We start from the raw sequence: 17,790 nt of genomic DNA, 5'->3' as shown, positions 1-17,790 counted from the left end.
CCGGCGCACCGGGCAGGCAGCTCAGCCGCCGCGTTCCTTGCGCTCCCGCGCCCGACGCACCTGCCGGGTTTCACCGGCCTGCGAGGCAATGCGCTCCTTCGCGCGCTTCTTCGCCGCCCGCTTCGCACGCATGCGCCGGCCCAGCACGAAGCTGCCGAGGCCCGTGACCACCGCAATGAAGATTCCGATGACGCTGATGTCGATGCCACCCATCACAGCACCCGCACGATGCTGGTCGGCTTGAAGCCCAGGTCGGCCGCCTTGCCCTTGCGCGCGCGGGTGCCGCGCGCGTTGTTGAGCGTGCGGATTTCCAGCGTCTCTTCGCGCTCCTTGGCGCCCCGGCCGATGCCTTCGATCTTCACGCTGCGCGTGTAGGCCGCTGCACCTGCCAGCGTGTCCTTGTCTTCGAGGTCGATCAGCGTGAGGCCGCGACCGCCCTTGGGCAGGCTCTTGAGTTCGGTGATGTCGAAGGTCAGGATGCGGCCGCCGGTCGAGGCGCAGGCCACGTGCGTGGCCGCGGCCATCGGCTCGGCGCCGCTCGCGCCGCCCACCAGCGAAGGACGGCAGAGCTGTTCGCCCTCGCCCACGTCGATGAAGGCCTTGCCGCCGCGCTGGCGCGACATCATGTTCTCGACCGTCGCGATGAAGCCGTAGCCGCCGGTGTTGGCCAGCAGCACGCTCGCGCCCACCGGGCCCGCGAAGAAATGCGTGACATGCGTGCCGGCATCGAGCTCGACCAGCGTGGTGACAGGCTGGCCGTCGCCGCGCGCGCCGGGCAGCGAGGCCACGGGCACGGTATAGACGCGCACGGTCTTGTCCTTGGAGGAGCCGAACACCAGCAGCGTGTCGACGCTGCGGCACTCGAAGGCGCCGTAGAGCGTGTCGCCGGACTTGAAGCTGTACTCGGGCGTCGCCGTTCCCTTTTCTCCATTCGCGCCATTGGCGGCTGCAGCCTTCTCGCTGGCCCAGCCCTTCTGCGCGCGGACCCAGCCTTTCTGCGAGACGATCACGGTGACGGGCTCGTCGACCACCTTCACTTCGGCGATGGCGCGCTTTTCGGCCTGAATCAGCGTGCGGCGCGGGTCTTCAAAAGTCTTGGCGTCGGTTTCGATTTCCTTGATCAGCAGGCGGCGCAGCGTGGCCGGGTTGCCAAGGATGTCTTCGAGCTTCTTCTGGTCTTCGCGCAGTTCCTTGAGCTGCTGCTCGATCTTGATCGCTTCGAGCCGCGCAAGCTGGCGCAGCCGGATTTCGAGGATGTCCTCTGCCTGAATCTCGCTGAGGTTGAAACGAGCGATGAGCGCGGCCTTCGGGTCTTCCGCCGCGCGGATGATCGCGATGACCTCGTCGATGTTGAGCAGCACCAGCTGCCGGCCTTCGAGGATGTGGATGCGCTCCAGCACCTTGTTGAGCCGGTGGCGCGAGCGCTTCTCGACGGTGATCTCGCGGAACGCGATCCACTCGGTGAGCATCTGGCGCAGCGACTTCTGCGTGGGCTTGCCGTCGATGCCGACCATCGTGAGGTTGATCGACGACGAGGTTTCCAGCGAGGTCTGCGCGAGCAGCGTGGTGATGAACTCGTCCTGGCTGATGCGCGAGGTCTTGGGCTCGAACACCAGGCGCACGGCCGCGTCTTTGCTGGACTCGTCGCGCACCACGTCGAGCATCGACAGCATGGCGGCCTTGAGCTGGGTCTGGTCGGCACTCAACGCCTTCTTGCCGGTCTTGACCTTCGGGTTGGTGATCTCCTCGATCTCTTCGAGCACCTTCTGTGTGCTCACGCCGGGCGGCAGCTCGTTGACCACGAGCTGCCACTGGCCGCGCGCGAGTTCCTCGATCTTCCAGCGCGCGCGCACCTTGAGCGAGCCGCGGCCGGTGCGGTAGGCATCGGCGATGTCGCTCGCGCCGCTGATGATCTGCGCGCCGCCCGGGTAGTCGGGGCCGGGCACGATCGCCAGCAGTTCTTCTTCGCTGAGCTTGCCGTTCGACTTGATCAGCGCGACGCAGGCGTCGGCAATCTCGCGCAGGTTGTGGCTCGGGATTTCGGTGGCCAGGCCGACCGCGATGCCGCTGGCGCCATTGAGCAGCGTGAACGGCAGCCGCGCGGGCAGCAGGCGCGGCTCTTCGGTGCTGCCGTCGTAGTTGGGGATGAAGTCGACCGTGCCTTCGTCGATCTCGTCGAGCAGCAGGCTGGTGATGCGCGCCAGGCGCGCTTCGGTGTAGCGCATGGCCGCGGCGCCGTCGCCGTCGCGGCTGCCGAAGTTGCCCTGGCCGTCGACCAGCGGATAGCGCTGCGAGAAATCTTGCGCCATGCGCACCAGCGCGTCGTAGGCGGCCTGGTCGCTGTGCGGATGGAAGCGGCCGAGCACGTCGCCAACCACGCGCGCACTCTTGACGGGCTTGGCGCCCACGGTGCCGTTGGTGCCGCCAAAGCCCAGGCCCATGCGCGACATCGAGTACAGGATGCGCCGCTGCACCGGCTTCTGGCCATCGGACACGTCGGGCAGCGCGCGGCCCTTGACCACGCTGAGCGCGTATTCGAGGTAGGCGGTCTGCGCGTAGTCGGCCAGCGTGAGGGTGGTGTCGCCGTCGGTGGGGCCCGCGAGGTCGAGCGGAGGTTGGGAATCCATCGTCTGTCGTTTCCGGAAGATTTCTGTTGCTTGTTTATTCGGCCATGGCCAGCGAAGGCGATCCGGTCGTCGTCAACGACGACGACGAGGCGGCCGGCACTTCGGGCATGTAGGGAGAGCTTGGCGCAGCGGCCGGATCGGGCATGGCGGGCAACGCAGGCATTCGCGTGGGCTGCTCGGGCGGCATGTTGCCGCGGCCGACGGCGCCGCCCATTTCCATGCGGATGCGCCCCGGCGACTTGCCGCCGTTGCTGCTTCGCCCCGTCACGCCGGGCTTGAGGTACGCGTAGAGCTGCAGCACGGTCTGCACGTAGTTCTGCGTTTCCTTGTAGTTCGGGATCTTGTTGCCCGCGCGCTGCACCGCGCCCTCACCCGCGTTGTAGGCGGCCAGCGCCAGTTCGATCTGGCCCGGGAACATGGCGATCAGGTCGCGCAGGTAGCGCGAGCCGGCAGCGATGTTGATGCGCGGGTCGAACAGCTTTTTTTCGATGGTCGTGCGCTTGTCCGCCGACACGCCGTAGCGCTGCGCTGTAGCGGGCATCAGTTGCATGAGGCCCATCGCGCCCTTGGGCGAGACGGCCTGCGCGTCGAAGCCCGATTCGGTGGCGATCAGGGCCTGCAGCAGCTCGTAGTCGATGTCGTGCTTGTTCGACGCATCGCGCAGTGCGGCCTTGGCCGTCTTGTAGCTGGGCGAGGCCTCGAACAGCGCAAGCAATGTCTGCGACGCTGGCGGCACCTTGCCGTCGAGCTTGCCCGCGCCACGGCCCAACGGCGAAAGGCCCTGCGCGGTGTCGAAGCTCTGGCCACCGCGAAAGAAGACCTGGTAGCGCTCATCGATCTTTTCGGATGCGAAGTGCGCGACGCCCTTGCTGTCGATGAAGCCGTAGATGTCCGCGGCGTGCGCAGCGCGCTGCCAGCCCCCCAGCAGGAGGGCCAGCATCATCCAGCAGGCAACGATTGCGCGATTCATCAGCGAAGGAAGAGACGTCGGATCAGAGGTTTGGCGTGATGTCCTGGATGGCGGACACCACAACTTCAACATCGCCCGAGGACATGTGCGGTCCGATGGGCAGGCTCAGCACACGATCAGCCAGTCCCGAGGCGATGGGAAAGTTGTCCGGTGCCAAGTGCATGTCCGCATAGCACTGCTGCTTGTGCGGGGGCAGGGGGTAGTGGATCAAGGTTTCGATGCCCTTGCCTTTCAGCGCATTTTGCAACGCATCGCGCCGATCGCTCTGGATGACGAACTGGTGCCAGACCGGCTGGGCCAGCGGCAACACGCCTGGAACGGCAACCGGGCTTCCCGCAAGGCCCGCCCGGTAGGCGTCCGCCAATTGCAGCCGCCGCGCGTTCCAGGTGTCCAGATGTTTCAGTTTGACCCGCAGTACAGCCGCCTGAAGCGGATCGAGCCGGCTGTTGTAACCATGGACTTCATTGATGTATTTGGTCCGGGAGCCGTAGTTGCGAAGCATGCGCAAACGCGTGTCGAGCGCCGGATCGGTGGTTGTCACCGCGCCCGCATCGCCCAGCGCCCCCAGGTTCTTGCCGGGGTAGAAGCTCCAGGCCACCGCATCGCCGTGACCACCGATCCTGGTGCCACGATACCGCGCGCCCTGGGCCTGCGCGGCGTCTTCGAGCACGCGCAAGCCATGTCGCTTCGCGACCGCCAGGATTGCGTCCATGTCCGCAGGCTGCCCGTAGAGATGCACCGGCAGGATGACCTTGGTCTTGCCCGTGATCGCAACTTCGATCCGTGCGGCATCGATGTTGTGCGTCAGCGGGTCGGGCTCGACCGCCACCGGCGTAGCGCCGCAATGGCTGACCGCCAGCCAGGTGGCGATGTAGGTGTTGGAAGGCACGATGACCTCGTCGCCGGGGCCGACATCCATGGCCAAAAGGGCCAGCTGGAGCGCATCGAGGCCATTACCGACCCCGATGGCATGCGGCACGCCGCAGTACGCGGCGAACTCGGCCTCGAAGGCTTCGACCTCCGGGCCGAGGATGTACCAGCCGCTGTGCAGCACGCGCTGGACGGCTTCGTCGATTTCGTCCTTCAGCTCCAGGTACGGTGCCTTCAGGTCGATGAAGGGGAGCGATTTCATAGGCCTTGCGCCTTCATGAACTGACCGTAGTCGCGGTAGTAGTCGTCCTCGGAGTACCGGTTCGAGGCCAGCACCATGCACACGGAGCCCGAGGAAAAATTGTCGAGTTCGCGCCAGATCATTGGGCAGACATAGAGCCCCGTGTAAGAGCGATTCAGGTGGTAGCGCGCTTTTTTCGTGCCGTCATCCAGCACGACGTCGAAGCTCCCCGACATGGCGATGATGAACTGGTGGAGATCCTTGTGCGCATGCCCGCCCCGCTCGGCGCCACCGGGCACGTCATACAAATAGTAGACGCGGCGTATGTCGAACTCGACGTGCCGCCCACCTTCCACAAAGGTGAGGTTCCCGCGCGGATCGGAGATCTTCGGCAGATCCAGCCGCTTGCAGAAATCAAGACTCCCAATTGCATCGCTCATGGATTGCGCCTCTCTGTGTCGATTTCAATCAAAGGCATACCGGCTACTCGAAGTGCCGCGCCAACGAATCCTCGTGGAACGGCAGCAGCTTCTTCATGGGCGGCTCGAACCCGGGGTCGGTCACGCACATCTGCAGGACCTCGGGCCGATGGTATTGGGTGTAGCAAAACCGCGATCTGTGGCCGTGCCGCTTCAGCACCGCAGGATTGCATGCGCGAATGTGCGCCTTCAACTCGTCGAGCGTTTCCCAATGGAAAGCGCCCTGGTATGCAAACTCTGGCGTGGAATGGAAACGCGACAGGCGGCTGCGATAGACGATCATCGGAATGCCGGCCCCCATGGTCTCCACCATCCCCTTGAAGCCTTGCGTGGGAAATGAATTGATGCACAGGTCAATCTTGTGCGCCAGCAGCCAATCCCACAGGCTCGGCACATGACCGAAGGAGACGAGGCGCGCGGGGTCCACGCCCGCTTCGGCGGCCTTGCTCAAGATCTCGGCCTGCATCGAATCCGAAAGCACGCCCAGGTGAAAGTGCCTGCCATTCGCCGCGCTCAGGCGGGCGACCACGACATCTGCGTAGCTGTAGGGAATATTGGGTTCCAGGCGCTCGAACTTGTTGCCCGATCCATGGGAGGCGGTCAGGAGTTCACCATCTTTCATGAACGCGTGCGAATCGGGCAATGCGCCACGATCGGCCGCGCTCAACGGCCACAACGTGTTGTTCGTGACGCCGAAGCGGTGACGACATTGCTCGTACGACGCCTCCGAGCAATCGACATGGACCGCATGGGGAATGTGAACGCCCAGGCACAGGCTGTGATCCCCGTGATGGAAGAAATAGACCTTTCCGGCCAGTTCAGGCTGTGCGAACCCCACTGCGAGCGCGTCGTAGTGGTGATTGAAAAGGTAGAGCCGCTCCGGCTTTTCCTGCCCGAGCTGCGCGAGCAACCAGTCCGCCTTGGCGTGATATTCGATAGCTGGCGCCACATGCACTTCGACCTTGCCGCCGAACTCCTCGAAGATCTTGGCGCATTCCTCGTCGTTCAGCGCCGGATCGTTCATCGGGTTCGTGACGAGCACCACGTGTCGAATACCTGGCCTTGCTCGAATGACATCGCGCAACGCCTGCGTGTGCCCACCCGTGACGTGCATCAGAGCGCTCGCAACATAGAAGGCACTGTCTGCACCGGCCTTGCGATCGCCACGGGAGCGCAACTCATCCTCTCCAAGCAACGCACGCCCCAACTGAAGGCACAGGTCGTCCAGAGGGCGGGACTCGAACACCCGGAAGATATAGCGCGGGTCCGCCCAGACGCCCATCACGAAATTCGCAAGGTCGTAGAGGAGCCGAGCACTTTCTCCTTGAGATAGCGAGTCTTCAAGACTTTGAATTTTTTCCTGATAGTTCATCCGGGCACCACCTGGATTCCGTGGGGCAGGAAGCGCGCATAGCGGCTCAGGGAGTACTGAATCGCAGCCTCGTCGATCGAATAGAAGTAGTCGGTCCCGCTCTCGCTCAGGCGCATGGCGCCAAACCTCTCGTGAAACTGCCAGACCGAGCGGTTGTCCTTGCGCACGTCGAAATGGGCGGCACTGAAGCCCAGGGACATGGCGTAGCGATAGACGATCAGCGCGGATTCGATTGCGAAAGCCGTCGGGCTGCCCGCCCGAAGCAGCCATGACCCCCAGCAGAAGGAATCTCCGACTGCGTCGTAGAGCCGCACGGTTCCAAAGCGCTCGCCAGCCTTGTTCTCGATGATGAAATACGCCTGCCCCACATCGGCTTGATACCGCGCCAGCCATTCGACCTGTGGCTGCAGGTCCGGGGCAACCTTGGAGAGATAGCGCCCTTTCGACTCGTCCAGGCGCAACCCGAGGATGAAGCTCGCATCCTCGGGATTCGCGTCCCGCAACACCAATTGGTGCCCGATCACGCGTCGGCACTTCAATATCTTTTTTTTCTCCACGTCACTCCCCGAGAAAACCTGTCGGTTGCATGCGCGCATGCGCCGGGAACGCGCGAAAGAACCCGATCGCGTGCCCATCATGCTCAGCTAGACGTCGATGTCCACGTCGTCAGCGCGCAGTTCCATCAACTCGCGCCGCGCCGCCGCCTCGCCCTTGCCCATGAGCTTGGTGATCTCGCCCTGGGTGGAGGTGAAGTCGAAGCGGCCCAATTGGACCTTCATCAGGCGGCGGGTGTCTGGGTTGAGCGTGGTTTCCCACAATTGTTCCGCGTTCATTTCGCCCAGGCCCTTGAAGCGGCTGATGCTCCAGGCGCCTTCGCGCACGCCGTCTTTACGCAATTTGTCGAGCGTGGCGGTGAGTTCGCCTTCATCGAGCGCGTAGACCTTGGAGGCCGGCTTCTTGCCGCGCGCGGGCGCATCGACGCGAAACAGCGGCGGCTTTGCGACATACACGTGGCCGGCTTCGATGAGCTTGGGAAAGTGCCGGAAGAACAGCGTGAGCAGCAGCACCTGGATGTGCGAGCCGTCCACGTCGGCATCGCTCAGGATGCAGACCTTGCCGTAGCGCAGGCCGCTCATGTCGGGCGAATCATTGGGGCCGTGCGGATCGACGCCCACAGCCACCGAGATGTCGTGGATTTCGGTGTTGGCGAAGAGCCGGTCGCGCTCGACCTCCCAGGTGTTGAGCACCTTGCCGCGCAGCGGCAGGATGGCCTGGCTTTCCTTGTCGCGCCCCATCTTGGCGCTGCCGCCGGCCGAGTCGCCCTCGACCAGGAAGACTTCGTTGTGGCCGATGTCCTTGCTCTCGCAATCGGTCAGCTTGCCGGGCAGCACAGCCACACCGGAACCCTTGCGCTTCTCGACCTTCTGGCCGGCGCGCTGGCGGGTTTGCGCGGCCTTGATGGCGAGTTCGGCGAGCCGCTTGCCGTAGTCGACGTGCTGGTTGAGCCACAGCTCGAGCGCGGGGCGCACGAAGCTGGACACCAGGCGCACGGCGTCGCGCGAATTCAGGCGCTCCTTGATCTGCCCCTGGAACTGCGGGTCGAGCACCTTGGCGCTGAGCACGTAGGAGGCGCGCGCGAACACGTCTTCAGGCAAGAGCTTCACGCCCTTGGGCAGCAGCGAGTGCAGCTCGATGAAGCCCTTGACCGCGGTGAAGAGGCCGTCGCGCAGGCCGCTCTCGTGGGTGCCGCCGGCGCTGGTGGGAATCAGGTTGACGTAGCTCTCGCGCACCGGCTGGCCGTCTTCGGTGAAGGCCACGCACCAGTCGGCGCCCTCGCCTTCGGCGAAGTTGTCGGCGTTCTTGTCGGCATGGCCGCTGCCTTCGAACAGCGGGATCACCGGGTCGCCGTTGAGCGTCTGCATCAGGTAGTCGCTCAGGCCGCCCTTGTAGAGCCACTGCTGGGTTTCCTTCGTCTTCTCGACGGTCAGCGTGACGCTGACGCCAGGCATCAACACGGCCTTGCTGCGCAGCAGGTGCATGAGTTCGTTCATCGGCAGCGCAGCCGTCTCGAAGTACTTGGCGTCGGGCCAGGCTCGCACGGTGGTGCCCTGCTTGCGCTCGCCGGCTTCGAGTTTGCGGATTTCGAGGGCCTCGATCACGTCGCCGGCGCTGAAGGCCAGCTTGGCGACGGAGCCTTCGCGGTGCGATGTGACTTCGAGCCGCTTGGACAGCGCATTGGTCACCGACACGCCCACGCCGTGCAGGCCGCCGGAGAAGCTGTAGGCGCCGCCGGAGCCCTTGTCGAACTTGCCGCCCGCGTGCAGCCGGGTGTACACCAGCTCGATCACCGGCGCCTTTTCTTCAGGATGCATGCCGAACGGAATGCCGCGGCCGTCATCCTCGATGCTGGCCGAGCCGTCGATGTGCAGCGTGACCTTGATCTTCTTGCCGTAGCCCGCCAGCGCCTCGTCGGCGGCGTTGTCGAGCACTTCCTGAATGATGTGCAGGGGGTTGTCGGTCCGGGTGTACATGCCCGGGCGCTGCTTGACGGGCTCTAGGCCCTTGAGCACGCGGATGGAACCTTCCGAGTAACCGGACGAGTCGGACGATGAATTGGGGGGAGTCTTGGGGGGAGTCGCCATGGGGGCGGATTGTAGTCAGTGGTCTTGAAATAACTGGATACCCATACAGGCATCGCTTCGGCGGCGCGGCGAAATTCAGGAACTTTCCCCGTCTTGCGGCTTGAACATGCGGGCGCCCAGGTGGTCGATCAAGGCCCGCAGCTTGGGCGAGGGGTAACGCCCGGACGGCCACAGCACGCTCAGGCCGATCGTATGGGGTCGCACATGGTCGGGCAGCACGGGGCGCAACTGCCCCGCAGCCAAGGCCTCGCGCACGCTGAAATCCGGCAGGCAGGCGATGCCACGGCCGCGCAGCGCAAAGCACAGGCGGGTTTCCATGTTGTTGCAGATCATGGAAATCGGTGGCTTGGCCTCGGTGCCGTCGGGCGCAGGCTTCAGCGGCCAGACCTCGACCTTGCCGGTGGCCGGGTAACGGTAATGCAGGCAGGAATGGCTCGCGAGGTCGGCCGGGGTGGCCGGCCTGCCGTGGCGCGCCAGGTAATCGGGCGAGGCCACGAGCAATTGCGAGAACTCGCCCAGCCGGCGTGCCGAGAGCCGTGAATCGGCGTGCTCGCCGGTGCGCACCACGGCGTCGAAACCCTCTTCGATGACATCGACGAGGCGGTCGCTGAAATCCAGGTCGAGTTCGATGGCCGGATGCTCGCGCATGAAATCGGCCAGCACCGGCAGCACCAGCGAGCTGACCAGCGGCAGGCTCACGCGCAGCTTGCCGCGCGGCCCCCCGGCGGAGTGCAACAGCTCCTGCTCGGCCGCCTCGATCTCGGCCAGCACCCGGCGGCTGCGCGCCAGGAACAGCGCGCCTTCGGCGGTGAGCGTGATGCTGCGCGTGCTGCGGTGGAACAGGCGCACGCCCAGCCGCTCTTCGAGCCGTGCCACGCGCTTGCCCACGGCCGACGCGGAGACGCCGAGCGCACGGCCGGCGGTGACGAAGCTGCGGGTTTCGGCCACCTGGATGAAGACGGTGAAACCGCTGAGGCTGTCCATGGGGAGGTTCCATTGCGGACTTCAACGTCCGTATTGAGCGGAACTGTATCCCCCTTTTTCCGCAGTCGTCTTCTTCCTATCGTTGACGGCATGTCACTCATCAACGAAATCTCACCCCCTTCTTCCACGACAGCGACAGCCTGGCGTGGCCCGAATGCGTCGCGCATCGACGCGGTCATCGACCGCGCGGTGGCCGACCAGCGGCTGGTCGGCGCCGTGGTGCTGCTCGCCCATGACGGGCACATCGTGCACCGACGTGCCGCTGGCGTGGCGGACCGCGAGGGCGGCCTGCCGATGCGCGAGGACGCGCTGTTCCGGCTCGCCTCGGTCTCCAAGCCCATCGTGTCGACCGCCGTCATGGTGCTTGCGGGACAGGGCCGGCTCACGCTGGACGACCCGGTCACCCGCTGGCTGCCGGACTTCCGCCCTCGCCTGCCTGACAGCATCGGAGGCGGCGAGGCCACGATCACGCTGCAGCAGTTGCTCACGCACACATCCGGCCTGGGCTATCGCTTCTTCGAACCCTCGGAAGACGGCCCGTATGCGCAGGCCGGCGTTTCCGACGGCATGGACAGCAGCAACCTGACGCTGACCGAGAACCTGCGGCGCATCGCGCAGGTGCCGCTGCTGTTTGCGCCCGGCACGGGCTGGCTCTATTCGCTGGCCACCGACGTGTTGGGCGGCGTTGTCGAGGCGGTTTGCGGCGTTCCTTTGGCCGAAGCGGTGCGCACCCTGGTGACCGGCCCGCTGCAGATGCATGACACCGATTTCTTCGCGCCCCGCAACGGCCGGCTGGCCACGGCCTATGTGAACGGCCAGGGCACGGCGCCCCAACGCATGGAGGGCCTGACCGTAGCGCCGGCCTTCGAGGGCACCGTAGGCATCCGCTTCGATCCGGCGCGTGCCTTCGACGCGATGGCGTTTCCCTCTGGCGGCGCAGGCATGGTCGGCAGCGCGGAAGACTTCATGCGCCTGCTCGAAAGCCTGCGCGGCGGCGGTGCGCCGCTGCTGCCCGCGGGGCTTGTGGACGACATGGGCCGCAACCACACGGGCGCGTGGGGGCCGGCCGATGCGCCCGGCTACGGCTTCGGCCTGGGCTTCTCGGTGCTGCACGACCCGCAGGCCGCGCAATCGCCCGAGTCCGGGGGCACCTGGCGGTGGGGCGGCGCGTATGGGCATTCGTGGTTCGTCGACCGTGCTCGCGCGCTCAGCGTGGTGGCCTTCACCAACACGCTGTACGAAGGCATGTCGGGCCGCTTCGTGGCCGATCTGCGGGATGCCGTCTATGCATGAGCACACGCCACAACCGGCCGAACGGACACGGCTGCCGCTTTCAGGCCTGCTCGCGCTGGCAGCCGCCGGCTTCATCACGATCCTGACCGAAGCCATGCCGGCGGGCTTGCTGCCGCAGATCGGGGCCAGCCTGGCAGTCACGCCCGCACTGGTCGGCCAGCTTGTGACGGTCTATGCCATCGGCTCGCTGGTGGCGGCGATTCCGCTGGTGGCCTTCACGCGCGGCTGGCGGCGGCGTCCGCTGCTGATGCTGGCGATTGGCGGCTTTGCCATCGTCAACACGGTCACTGCGCTGTCGACCCACTATCCGCTGACGCTGGTCGCGCGCTTCTTTGCGGGCGTGTTCGCGGGGCTGCTCTGGGCGCTGCTGGCCGGGCACGCGGCCCGGATGGTGGCGCCGTCGATGCAGGGCCGGGCGATCGCGGTGGCGATGCTGGGCGCGCCGCTCGCGCTGTCGCTGGGCATTCCGGCGGGCACGCTGCTGGGCGCGGGCGTGGGCTGGCGTCCGGCGTTCCTGATCATGTCGGCGCTGTCGGTGCTGCTGCTCGGCTGGGTTCGCTGGCAGGTGCCGGACTTTCCCGGCCAGGACGCCGGGCGGCAGCAGAGCGTGCGCCGCGTGTTCCTGATGCCGGGCGTGCGGCCGGTGTTGGCGGTCATGCTGGCCTTCGTGCTGGCGCACAACATCCTCTATACATACATCGCACCGTTCCTGGCGTATGCCGGGCTGGGCGAGCGGGTCGACCTGGTGCTGCTGGTCTTCGGCGCGGCGTCGCTCATCGGCATCTGGGTCACAGGCATCCTGATCGACCGCTGGCTGCGCGAACTGGTGCTGGCCAGCACGGCCGCCTTCGGGCTGGCCGCATTGCTGCTGGGCACGGCCACGGGCTCGCCGGCGGCGGTCTACCTGGGCGTTGCCGTCTGGGGCGTCGCGTTCGGCGGGGCGGCCACGCTGTTCCAGACCGCCTCGGCGCAGGCGGCCGGCGACGCGGCCGATGTGGCGCAGTCGATGGTGGTCACGGCGTGGAACCTGGCCATCGCGGGTGGCGGGCTGATCGGCGGCGTGCTGCTGCAAAGCCGCGGCGCAAGCGCGCTGCCGTGGTCGCTGGTCGTGCTGCTGGCCCTGGCGCTGATGCTTGCCTGGCGGGCCTGCGCGCATGGCTTTCCGGGTGTTCGCGCTGTCGCGGGTGCGACAGCGCGCTGAGGCCAACGGCTTTGATGACCGGAGCGCATTGAAACGGCTCCGATAAATCATCAATGGCTTTGGCCACCGGTTCGCCTGCCAAAGCAGGCAAATCGCTACATTCAACGCCATGCAAGCCCCCGCCCCCACTCTTTCGATCAAGCAGGTCCTGATCTGCGGCGCCATGATCGTCACGCTCTCGATGGGCATCCGCCACGGCTTCGGCCTCTGGCTGCAGCCGATCACCCAGGCCCAGGACTGGAGCCGCCAGACCTTCTCGTTCGCGCTGGCCATCCAGAACCTGTCGTGGGGCATCTTCGGCGTGTTCGCCGGCATGCTGGCGGACCGCTTCGGGGCCTTCCGCGTGCTGATCGGCGGCGCGGTGTTCTATGCGCTGGGCCTGTTCGGCATGGCGCATTCGCCGACGCCCTTGCTGTTCACGCTGAGCGCGGGCGTGCTGATCGGCGCGGCGCAGGCGGGCTCGACCTATGCAGTGATCTACGGAGTGATCGGCCGGCAGATTCCGGCCGAGCGGCGCTCGTGGGCCATGGGCGTGGCGGCGGCGGCCGGGTCGTTCGGGCAGTTCCTGATGGCGCCCATCGAAGGGCGACTGATCGGGCACCTGGGCTGGCAGACGGCGCTGGCCGTGCTCGCGGTTCTGGTGCTGGTGATCATCCCGCTGGCCTTCGGCCTGCGCGAGCCGAAGACCGAAGCCCTGGCCGGCCACCGCGAGCAATCGGTGCTGCAGGCGGTGGGCGAAGCCTTCCGCTACCCCAGCTTCGGGCTGCTGATGGCGGGGTACTTCGTCTGCGGCTTCCAGCTCGCGTTCATCGGCATCCACATGCCGACCTACTTGCGCGACAAGAGCCTGTCGGCCGACGTGGCCGGCTACGCGCTGGCGTTGATCGGGCTGTTCAATGTGTTCGGCACCTACACGGTCGGGCTGCTGGGGCAGACGCTGGCCAAGCGCAAGATCCTCGCGGCCATCTACCTGGCGCGGGCGGTGTCGATCGCGCTGTTCCTGCTGGTGCCGATCTCGCCGTTGAGCGTCTACGTCTTCTCGGCAGCCATGGGCTTCCTGTGGCTGTCCACCGTGCCCGCGACCAATGCGATCGTGGCGGGCATCTTCGGCGTGGCGCACCTGTCGATGCTCAGCGGTTTCGTGTTCCTGAGCCACCAGGTCGGCTCGTTCCTGGGCGTGTGGCTCGGGGGCTTCCTGTATGACACGACGGGCAGCTACAACATCGTCTGGTACATCTCGATCGCGCTGGGCGTGTTCGCGGCGCTGATCAATCTGCCGGTCAAGGAGAGCGCGATCGCGCGATCGTCGGGGCCGGTGGGTGCTTCGGCCTGATTTCGTACAACGGCAGCCATGACACCTCAGATGCGCCAGCACATCGTCCACGCGGGCTGGCTCGCCGCCGCGCTGGTGGTGCTGGGCGGCGTGTTCGCTCTTTATGTGCACCCGGCCTTTCTTGTGACGCTGGTCGACCAGATCTGGTCCTGTTTCTGAATTCCGATCCGCCATGAAAGATGCAGCGCCGATGCACGGCTCGAACGCCCCTTCGGACTGGATCGTCCGCTGGTCGCACCTGCTCGCAGCCGAAGCGACGGTGCTCGACGTGGCCTGCGGGTCCGGGCGCCACATGCAGTGGTTCGGGGGGCGCGGGCATGCGGTCACCGGTGTCGACCGCTCGCCCGAGGCCATCGAGGCGGCCGGCGCCTTCGGCCGCACGGTCACCGCCGACATCGAATCCGGCCCCTGGCCTTTCGACGGCCAGACCTTCGGCGCAGTGATCGTCACCAACTACCTCTGGCGCCCGCGCCTGGCCGACATCGTGGCCGCCGTGGCGCCGGGCGGTGTGCTGCTCTACGAAACCTTCGCAGCAGGCAACGAAACCGTGGGAAAACCCTCGCGTGCCGACTTCCTGCTGCAGCCCGGCGAACTGCTGGCAGCCTGCGCCGGCCTGCGCGTGGTGGCCTACGAAGACGGCTTCATGGCCGAACCGCCGCGCTTCGTACAGCGTATTGCCGCGATCCGCCTCGGTGCCCGCGCCACCAGCGAGCCTCCCCGCCCCCTCCTTAAGGGAAACTGAGGGGTCCCGGGATGGCTGTCTCGCAGGCCCCCGGAGTAAGTAGAATCGGCGCTTTCGTCCACCGACAAAGAGATTCCCCTTGGAGCAACTGACAGGCAGCATCGTCGCTCTCGTCACGCCGATGCACGACGACGGCAGTGTCGACTACCCCGCCCTGCGGCGGCTCATCGATTGGCACATTGACGAAGGCACCGATTGCCTTGGCGTGGTCGGCACCACCGGCGAATCGCCGACGGTCGACGTCGAAGAGCACTGCGAAATCATCCGCGTCTCGGTCGAGCAGGCCAGGGGCCGCGTTCCCGTGATGGCCGGCTGCGGCGCCAACTCGACCAAGGAAGCCATCGAGCTTGCCAAGTTCGCCAAGGGCGTGGGCGCCAATTCGCAACTGCAGGTCGTGCCGTACTACAACAAGCCAACGCAAGAAGGCCAGTACCAGCATTTCAAGGCGATTGCCGAAGCCGTGGGCGACCTGCCCGTCGTGCTTTACAACGTGCCCGGCCGCTCCGTCGCCGATATGGCGCACGACACCGTGCTGCGGCTGGCACAGGTGCCCGGAATCATCGGCATCAAGGAAGCCACCGGCAACATCGAACGCGCCCAGTGGCTCATTCGCGATCTGCCCAAGCACTTTGCCGTCTATTCCGGCGACGACCCCACAGCGGTCGCGCTCATGCTCTGCGGTGGCCAGGGCAACATCAGCGTCACGGCCAACATCGCGCCGCGCAAGATGCACGAGCTGTGTGTCGCGGCCCTGGCGGGCGACGTCAAGCGCGCCATGCAGATCCAGTTCGAGCTGATGCCGCTGCACCGCAACCTGTTCGTCGAGCCCAACCCCATCCCGCTCAAGTGGGCCATGGCCAGGCTCGGTCTGTGCGGCGGCGCCCTGCGGTTGCCGCTCACCGAACTCGGCGAAGCGAGCCGTCCGGCGGTCGAGGGCGCCTTGCGCGCCACCGGCCTGCTCAAGAACTGAGCCCATCTACTCAATCCCTCCCCAATCTGCGTTTACCCTGGGCCGCAACAAGGTTAAGCAACCTTTTGCCCGAACTGTGCTCTGAGATGGCGGGCACTGCGGCCCATAGATTGACCGAACCCATTCCAACAAGGAAGACGACGTTGAAGAACCTTTCGCAACTTTCGCGATATGCACTGCTGGCCACTCTCGTTGCCAGCCTCGCCGCCTGCTCCGTCCTCGAGAGCGACAAAATCGACTACAAGAGCGCGGGCAAGGCCCCCACTCTTGAAGTTCCGCCCGACCTTTCGCAACTCTCGCGCGACAACCGCTACGCAGTGCCCGGCGGTGCCGTGACGGCCAACGCCTACCAGGCTGGCATTGCCAATGCCCCGGGCATTCCCACCGCCGTGAGCAATATCGGCGACGTGCGCATGGAGCGCGCAGGCACGCAGCGCTGGATCGTCGTCAACCGCACGCCCGACCAGCTCTGGGACCCGGTGAAAGACTTCTGGCAGGAAAGCGGCTTTCTGCTGACCACCGACCAGCGCAACCTCGGCATCATGGAAACCGACTGGGCCGAGAACCGCGCCAAGCTGCCGCAGGACATCATCCGCGGCACGCTGGGCAAGCTGGTCGAATCGGTCTATTCGACCGGCGAACTCGACCGCTTCCGCACCCGCCTGGAACGCACGCCCAACGGCACCGAGATCTTCATCAGCCATCGCGGCATGCAAGAGGTCTACAACAACTCGCGCCAGGACCAGACCGTCTGGCAGCCACGTCCCAGCGACCCTGAACTCGAAACCGAATTCCTGCGCCGCCTGATGGTCAAGCTCGGTGTCTCGCAAGAGCAGTCGAAGATCCTGGCCGCAACCACGGCACCGACCAAGACCGCCACCATCGCCAATGTGGGCGGCCAGCCGGTCGTGCAGATCAGCGAAGGCTTCGACCGCGCATGGCGCCGTGTTGGCCTGGCGCTCGACCGCACCGGCTTCACCGTGGAAGACCGCGACCGCAGCGCCGGCCTGTACTACGTTCGCTACGTGACGCCGAACCCCGAGAAGAAGGAACCCGGCTTCTTCGGCAAGTTCTTCAGCAGCTCGAACAAGGACGAAGCGCCGATCAAGTTCCGCATCTCGGTCAAGAGCCAGGGCGAAGCCAGCACCGTCGCTGTGCTGAGCGAAGCCGGCGTGCCCGAGACCTCGGCCAACGCACAGCGCATCGTCAAGGTCATTGCCGACGATCTGAAGTAACCCGCATGCTGCGCTTCCGAAGCCTCGGTAGCGGCAGCACGGGCAATGCCGCGCTGGTCGAAGCGACCAGTGGCGGCCGCACCTCCCGGATGTTGATCGACTGCGGCTTCGGCCTCAAGCAGCTCGATCTGCGGCTGGCCCAGGCGGGCCTTGCCGCCTCCGATATCGATGCAGTCTTCGTCACCCACGAGCACGGCGACCACATCGGCTGTGCCCACTCGCTGTCGCGGCGCAACCGCATTCCGGTCTGGATGAGCGAAGGCACGTGGCTCGCCACCGGCGGGCGTGATTTCGAGGGCCTGCTGAACCTGGCGCGCGACGATGCCGAGTTTTCTGTCGGCGACATCAGCGTGCAGCCCTTCACCGTTCCCCATGACGCGCGCGAGCCGCTGCAGCTTCGCTGCACGGACGGCAATCGCAGCCTGGGCGTGCTGACCGACCTGGGACATGCCACAGCGCACGTGCTGGCCCGCCTGAGCGGCGTGCACGCGCTGCTGCTGGAGTTCAACCACGACAGCGACCTGCTGGCCAATTCGGCCTACCCGGCTTTTCTCAAGCTGCGCGTGGGCGGCAACTATGGGCATTTGTCGAATGCCGCCGCGGCGGACATCGCGCAAGCGGTCCTTCACGATGGGCTGCGGCATGTGGTCGCGGCGCACCTGAGCGAGCAGAACAACCGGCCCGAGATCGTGCGGCGCCTGATGGCGCAGGCACTGGGAGGCCAGGAAGAAGAGATGCTCACCGCCACCGCCGCCGAAGGCTCGCCCTGGCTGGACGTCTGACCGACACCGGCCAGGAACCCAAAGAAAAAGCCGCCAGATGGCGGCTTTT

17 protein-coding genes are annotated in these 17,790 nt (G+C 66.0%); 8 read left to right on the top strand and 9 right to left on the bottom strand.

Annotated features, from left to right (window positions below; genetic code table 11):
* Window positions 1–21: 21 nt before the first annotated feature.
* From H7F35_RS23915 to H7F35_RS23875, 9 genes are all read right to left on the bottom strand, one after another.
* Complete coding sequence (locus H7F35_RS23915; protein ID WP_187109045.1) at window positions 22–213, bottom strand: hypothetical protein; 192 nt, start codon at window positions 211–213, stop codon at window positions 22–24.
* Entirely contained in the window at window positions 213–2,627 is a 2,415-nt protein-coding gene (parC, locus tag H7F35_RS23910; protein ID WP_187109044.1) for a DNA topoisomerase IV subunit A, read from the bottom strand. Before parC ends, H7F35_RS23915 begins: the two co-directional genes overlap by 1 nt.
* Window positions 2,628–2,661: 34 nt before the next feature.
* Window positions 2,662–3,597: a lytic transglycosylase domain-containing protein gene (locus tag H7F35_RS23905; protein WP_410010726.1), complete on the bottom strand. Its 936-nt coding sequence runs from the start codon at window positions 3,595–3,597 to the stop codon at window positions 2,662–2,664.
* Between the two features lie 22 nt (window positions 3,598–3,619).
* On the bottom strand, window positions 3,620–4,729 hold the full coding sequence (locus tag H7F35_RS23900) for a DegT/DnrJ/EryC1/StrS family aminotransferase (protein ID WP_187109043.1): 1,110 nt from the start codon (window positions 4,727–4,729) through the stop codon (window positions 3,620–3,622).
* Window positions 4,726–5,148, bottom strand: a complete 423-nt coding sequence (locus tag H7F35_RS23895; RefSeq protein ID WP_187109042.1) for a sugar 3,4-ketoisomerase — start codon at window positions 5,146–5,148, stop codon at window positions 4,726–4,728. The genes H7F35_RS23900 and H7F35_RS23895 overlap by 4 nt, the downstream gene beginning before the upstream one ends.
* A 43-nt stretch (window positions 5,149–5,191) precedes the next feature.
* The gene (locus tag H7F35_RS23890) at window positions 5,192–6,559 is read right to left on the bottom strand and encodes a hypothetical protein (protein WP_187109041.1); all 1,368 of its coding nucleotides are present in this window, start codon (window positions 6,557–6,559) and stop codon (window positions 5,192–5,194) included.
* Window positions 6,556–7,197 (bottom strand): GNAT family N-acetyltransferase, encoded by a 642-nt coding sequence (locus H7F35_RS23885; RefSeq protein WP_187109040.1) that lies wholly within the window; start codon window positions 7,195–7,197, stop codon window positions 6,556–6,558. Before H7F35_RS23885 ends, H7F35_RS23890 begins: the two co-directional genes overlap by 4 nt.
* Before the next feature lie 6 nt (window positions 7,198–7,203).
* Window positions 7,204–9,201: a DNA topoisomerase IV subunit B gene (locus H7F35_RS23880; protein WP_187109039.1), complete on the bottom strand. Its 1,998-nt coding sequence runs from the start codon at window positions 9,199–9,201 to the stop codon at window positions 7,204–7,206.
* A 75-nt stretch (window positions 9,202–9,276) separates the two neighbouring features.
* Window positions 9,277–10,185 carry a LysR family transcriptional regulator gene (locus tag H7F35_RS23875; protein WP_187109038.1) on the bottom strand — a complete coding sequence of 303 codons (909 nt, stop codon included), beginning with the start codon at window positions 10,183–10,185 and terminating at the stop codon, window positions 9,277–9,279.
* Between the two features lie 90 nt (window positions 10,186–10,275).
* On the opposite strand from H7F35_RS23875, the gene H7F35_RS23870 reads away from it, so the two are divergent.
* The 8 genes from H7F35_RS23870 (at window position 10,276) to H7F35_RS23835 (ending at window position 17,741) form a co-directional block, all read left to right on the top strand.
* Window positions 10,276–11,478: a serine hydrolase domain-containing protein gene (locus H7F35_RS23870; protein WP_187109037.1), complete on the top strand. Its 1,203-nt coding sequence runs from the start codon at window positions 10,276–10,278 to the stop codon at window positions 11,476–11,478.
* The gene (locus H7F35_RS23865; RefSeq protein ID WP_261803329.1) at window positions 11,471–12,679 is read left to right on the top strand and encodes an MFS transporter; all 1,209 of its coding nucleotides are present in this window, start codon (window positions 11,471–11,473) and stop codon (window positions 12,677–12,679) included. Before H7F35_RS23870 ends, H7F35_RS23865 begins: the two co-directional genes overlap by 8 nt.
* Before the next feature lie 109 nt (window positions 12,680–12,788).
* Window positions 12,789–14,012, top strand: a complete 1,224-nt coding sequence (locus tag H7F35_RS23860) for an MFS transporter (RefSeq protein WP_187109035.1) — start codon at window positions 12,789–12,791, stop codon at window positions 14,010–14,012.
* Window positions 14,013–14,030: 18 nt separating this feature from the next.
* A complete protein-coding gene (locus tag H7F35_RS23855; RefSeq protein ID WP_187109034.1) occupies window positions 14,031–14,171 on the top strand; it encodes a hypothetical protein in 141 nt (46 codons plus the stop codon).
* A gap of 13 nt (window positions 14,172–14,184) precedes the next feature.
* Entirely contained in the window at window positions 14,185–14,754 is a 570-nt protein-coding gene (locus H7F35_RS23850; RefSeq protein ID WP_187109033.1) for a class I SAM-dependent methyltransferase, read from the top strand.
* A 121-nt stretch (window positions 14,755–14,875) separates the two neighbouring features.
* Window positions 14,876–15,724: a 4-hydroxy-tetrahydrodipicolinate synthase gene (gene dapA / locus H7F35_RS23845; RefSeq protein WP_261803707.1), complete on the top strand. Its 849-nt coding sequence runs from the start codon at window positions 14,876–14,878 to the stop codon at window positions 15,722–15,724.
* A 143-nt stretch (window positions 15,725–15,867) separates the two neighbouring features.
* Complete coding sequence (gene bamC, locus H7F35_RS23840) at window positions 15,868–16,959, top strand: outer membrane protein assembly factor BamC (RefSeq protein ID WP_187109031.1); 1,092 nt, start codon at window positions 15,868–15,870, stop codon at window positions 16,957–16,959.
* Between the two features lie 5 nt (window positions 16,960–16,964).
* Window positions 16,965–17,741 carry an MBL fold metallo-hydrolase gene (locus tag H7F35_RS23835; RefSeq protein WP_187109030.1) on the top strand — a complete coding sequence of 259 codons (777 nt, stop codon included), beginning with the start codon at window positions 16,965–16,967 and terminating at the stop codon, window positions 17,739–17,741.
* The last annotated feature ends 49 nt before the right edge of the window (window positions 17,742–17,790 follow it).

The sequence above is a fragment of the Variovorax sp. PAMC26660 genome (assembly GCF_014302995.1).
Taxonomy (GTDB): Bacteria; Pseudomonadota; Gammaproteobacteria; order Burkholderiales; family Burkholderiaceae_C; genus Variovorax.
This window is presented reverse-complemented; position numbering and strand designations above follow the sequence as displayed.

Coding starts and splice junctions, on each gene's coding strand:
- H7F35_RS23915 (WP_187109045.1), bottom strand. CDS start 213: ATGGGTGGCATCGACATCAGCGTCATCGGAATCTTCATTGCGGTGGTC.
- parC (WP_187109044.1), bottom strand. CDS start 2,627: ATGGATTCCCAACCTCCGCTCGACCTCGCGGGCCCCACCGACGGCGAC.
- H7F35_RS23905 (WP_410010726.1), bottom strand. CDS start 3,597: ATGAATCGCGCAATCGTTGCCTGCTGGATGATGCTGGCCCTCCTGCTG.
- H7F35_RS23900 (WP_187109043.1), bottom strand. CDS start 4,729: ATGAAATCGCTCCCCTTCATCGACCTGAAGGCACCGTACCTGGAGCTG.
- H7F35_RS23895 (WP_187109042.1), bottom strand. CDS start 5,148: ATGAGCGATGCAATTGGGAGTCTTGATTTCTGCAAGCGGCTGGATCTG.
- H7F35_RS23890 (WP_187109041.1), bottom strand. CDS start 6,559: ATGAACTATCAGGAAAAAATTCAAAGTCTTGAAGACTCGCTATCTCAA.
- H7F35_RS23885 (WP_187109040.1), bottom strand. CDS start 7,197: ATGATGGGCACGCGATCGGGTTCTTTCGCGCGTTCCCGGCGCATGCGC.
- H7F35_RS23880 (WP_187109039.1), bottom strand. CDS start 9,201: ATGGCGACTCCCCCCAAGACTCCCCCCAATTCATCGTCCGACTCGTCC.
- H7F35_RS23875 (WP_187109038.1), bottom strand. CDS start 10,185: ATGGACAGCCTCAGCGGTTTCACCGTCTTCATCCAGGTGGCCGAAACC.
- H7F35_RS23870 (WP_187109037.1), top strand. CDS start 10,276: ATGTCACTCATCAACGAAATCTCACCCCCTTCTTCCACGACAGCGACA.
- H7F35_RS23865 (WP_261803329.1), top strand. CDS start 11,471: ATGCATGAGCACACGCCACAACCGGCCGAACGGACACGGCTGCCGCTT.
- H7F35_RS23860 (WP_187109035.1), top strand. CDS start 12,789: ATGCAAGCCCCCGCCCCCACTCTTTCGATCAAGCAGGTCCTGATCTGC.
- H7F35_RS23855 (WP_187109034.1), top strand. CDS start 14,031: ATGACACCTCAGATGCGCCAGCACATCGTCCACGCGGGCTGGCTCGCC.
- H7F35_RS23850 (WP_187109033.1), top strand. CDS start 14,185: ATGAAAGATGCAGCGCCGATGCACGGCTCGAACGCCCCTTCGGACTGG.
- dapA (WP_261803707.1), top strand. CDS start 14,876: ATGCACGACGACGGCAGTGTCGACTACCCCGCCCTGCGGCGGCTCATC.
- H7F35_RS23835 (WP_187109030.1), top strand. CDS start 16,965: ATGCTGCGCTTCCGAAGCCTCGGTAGCGGCAGCACGGGCAATGCCGCG.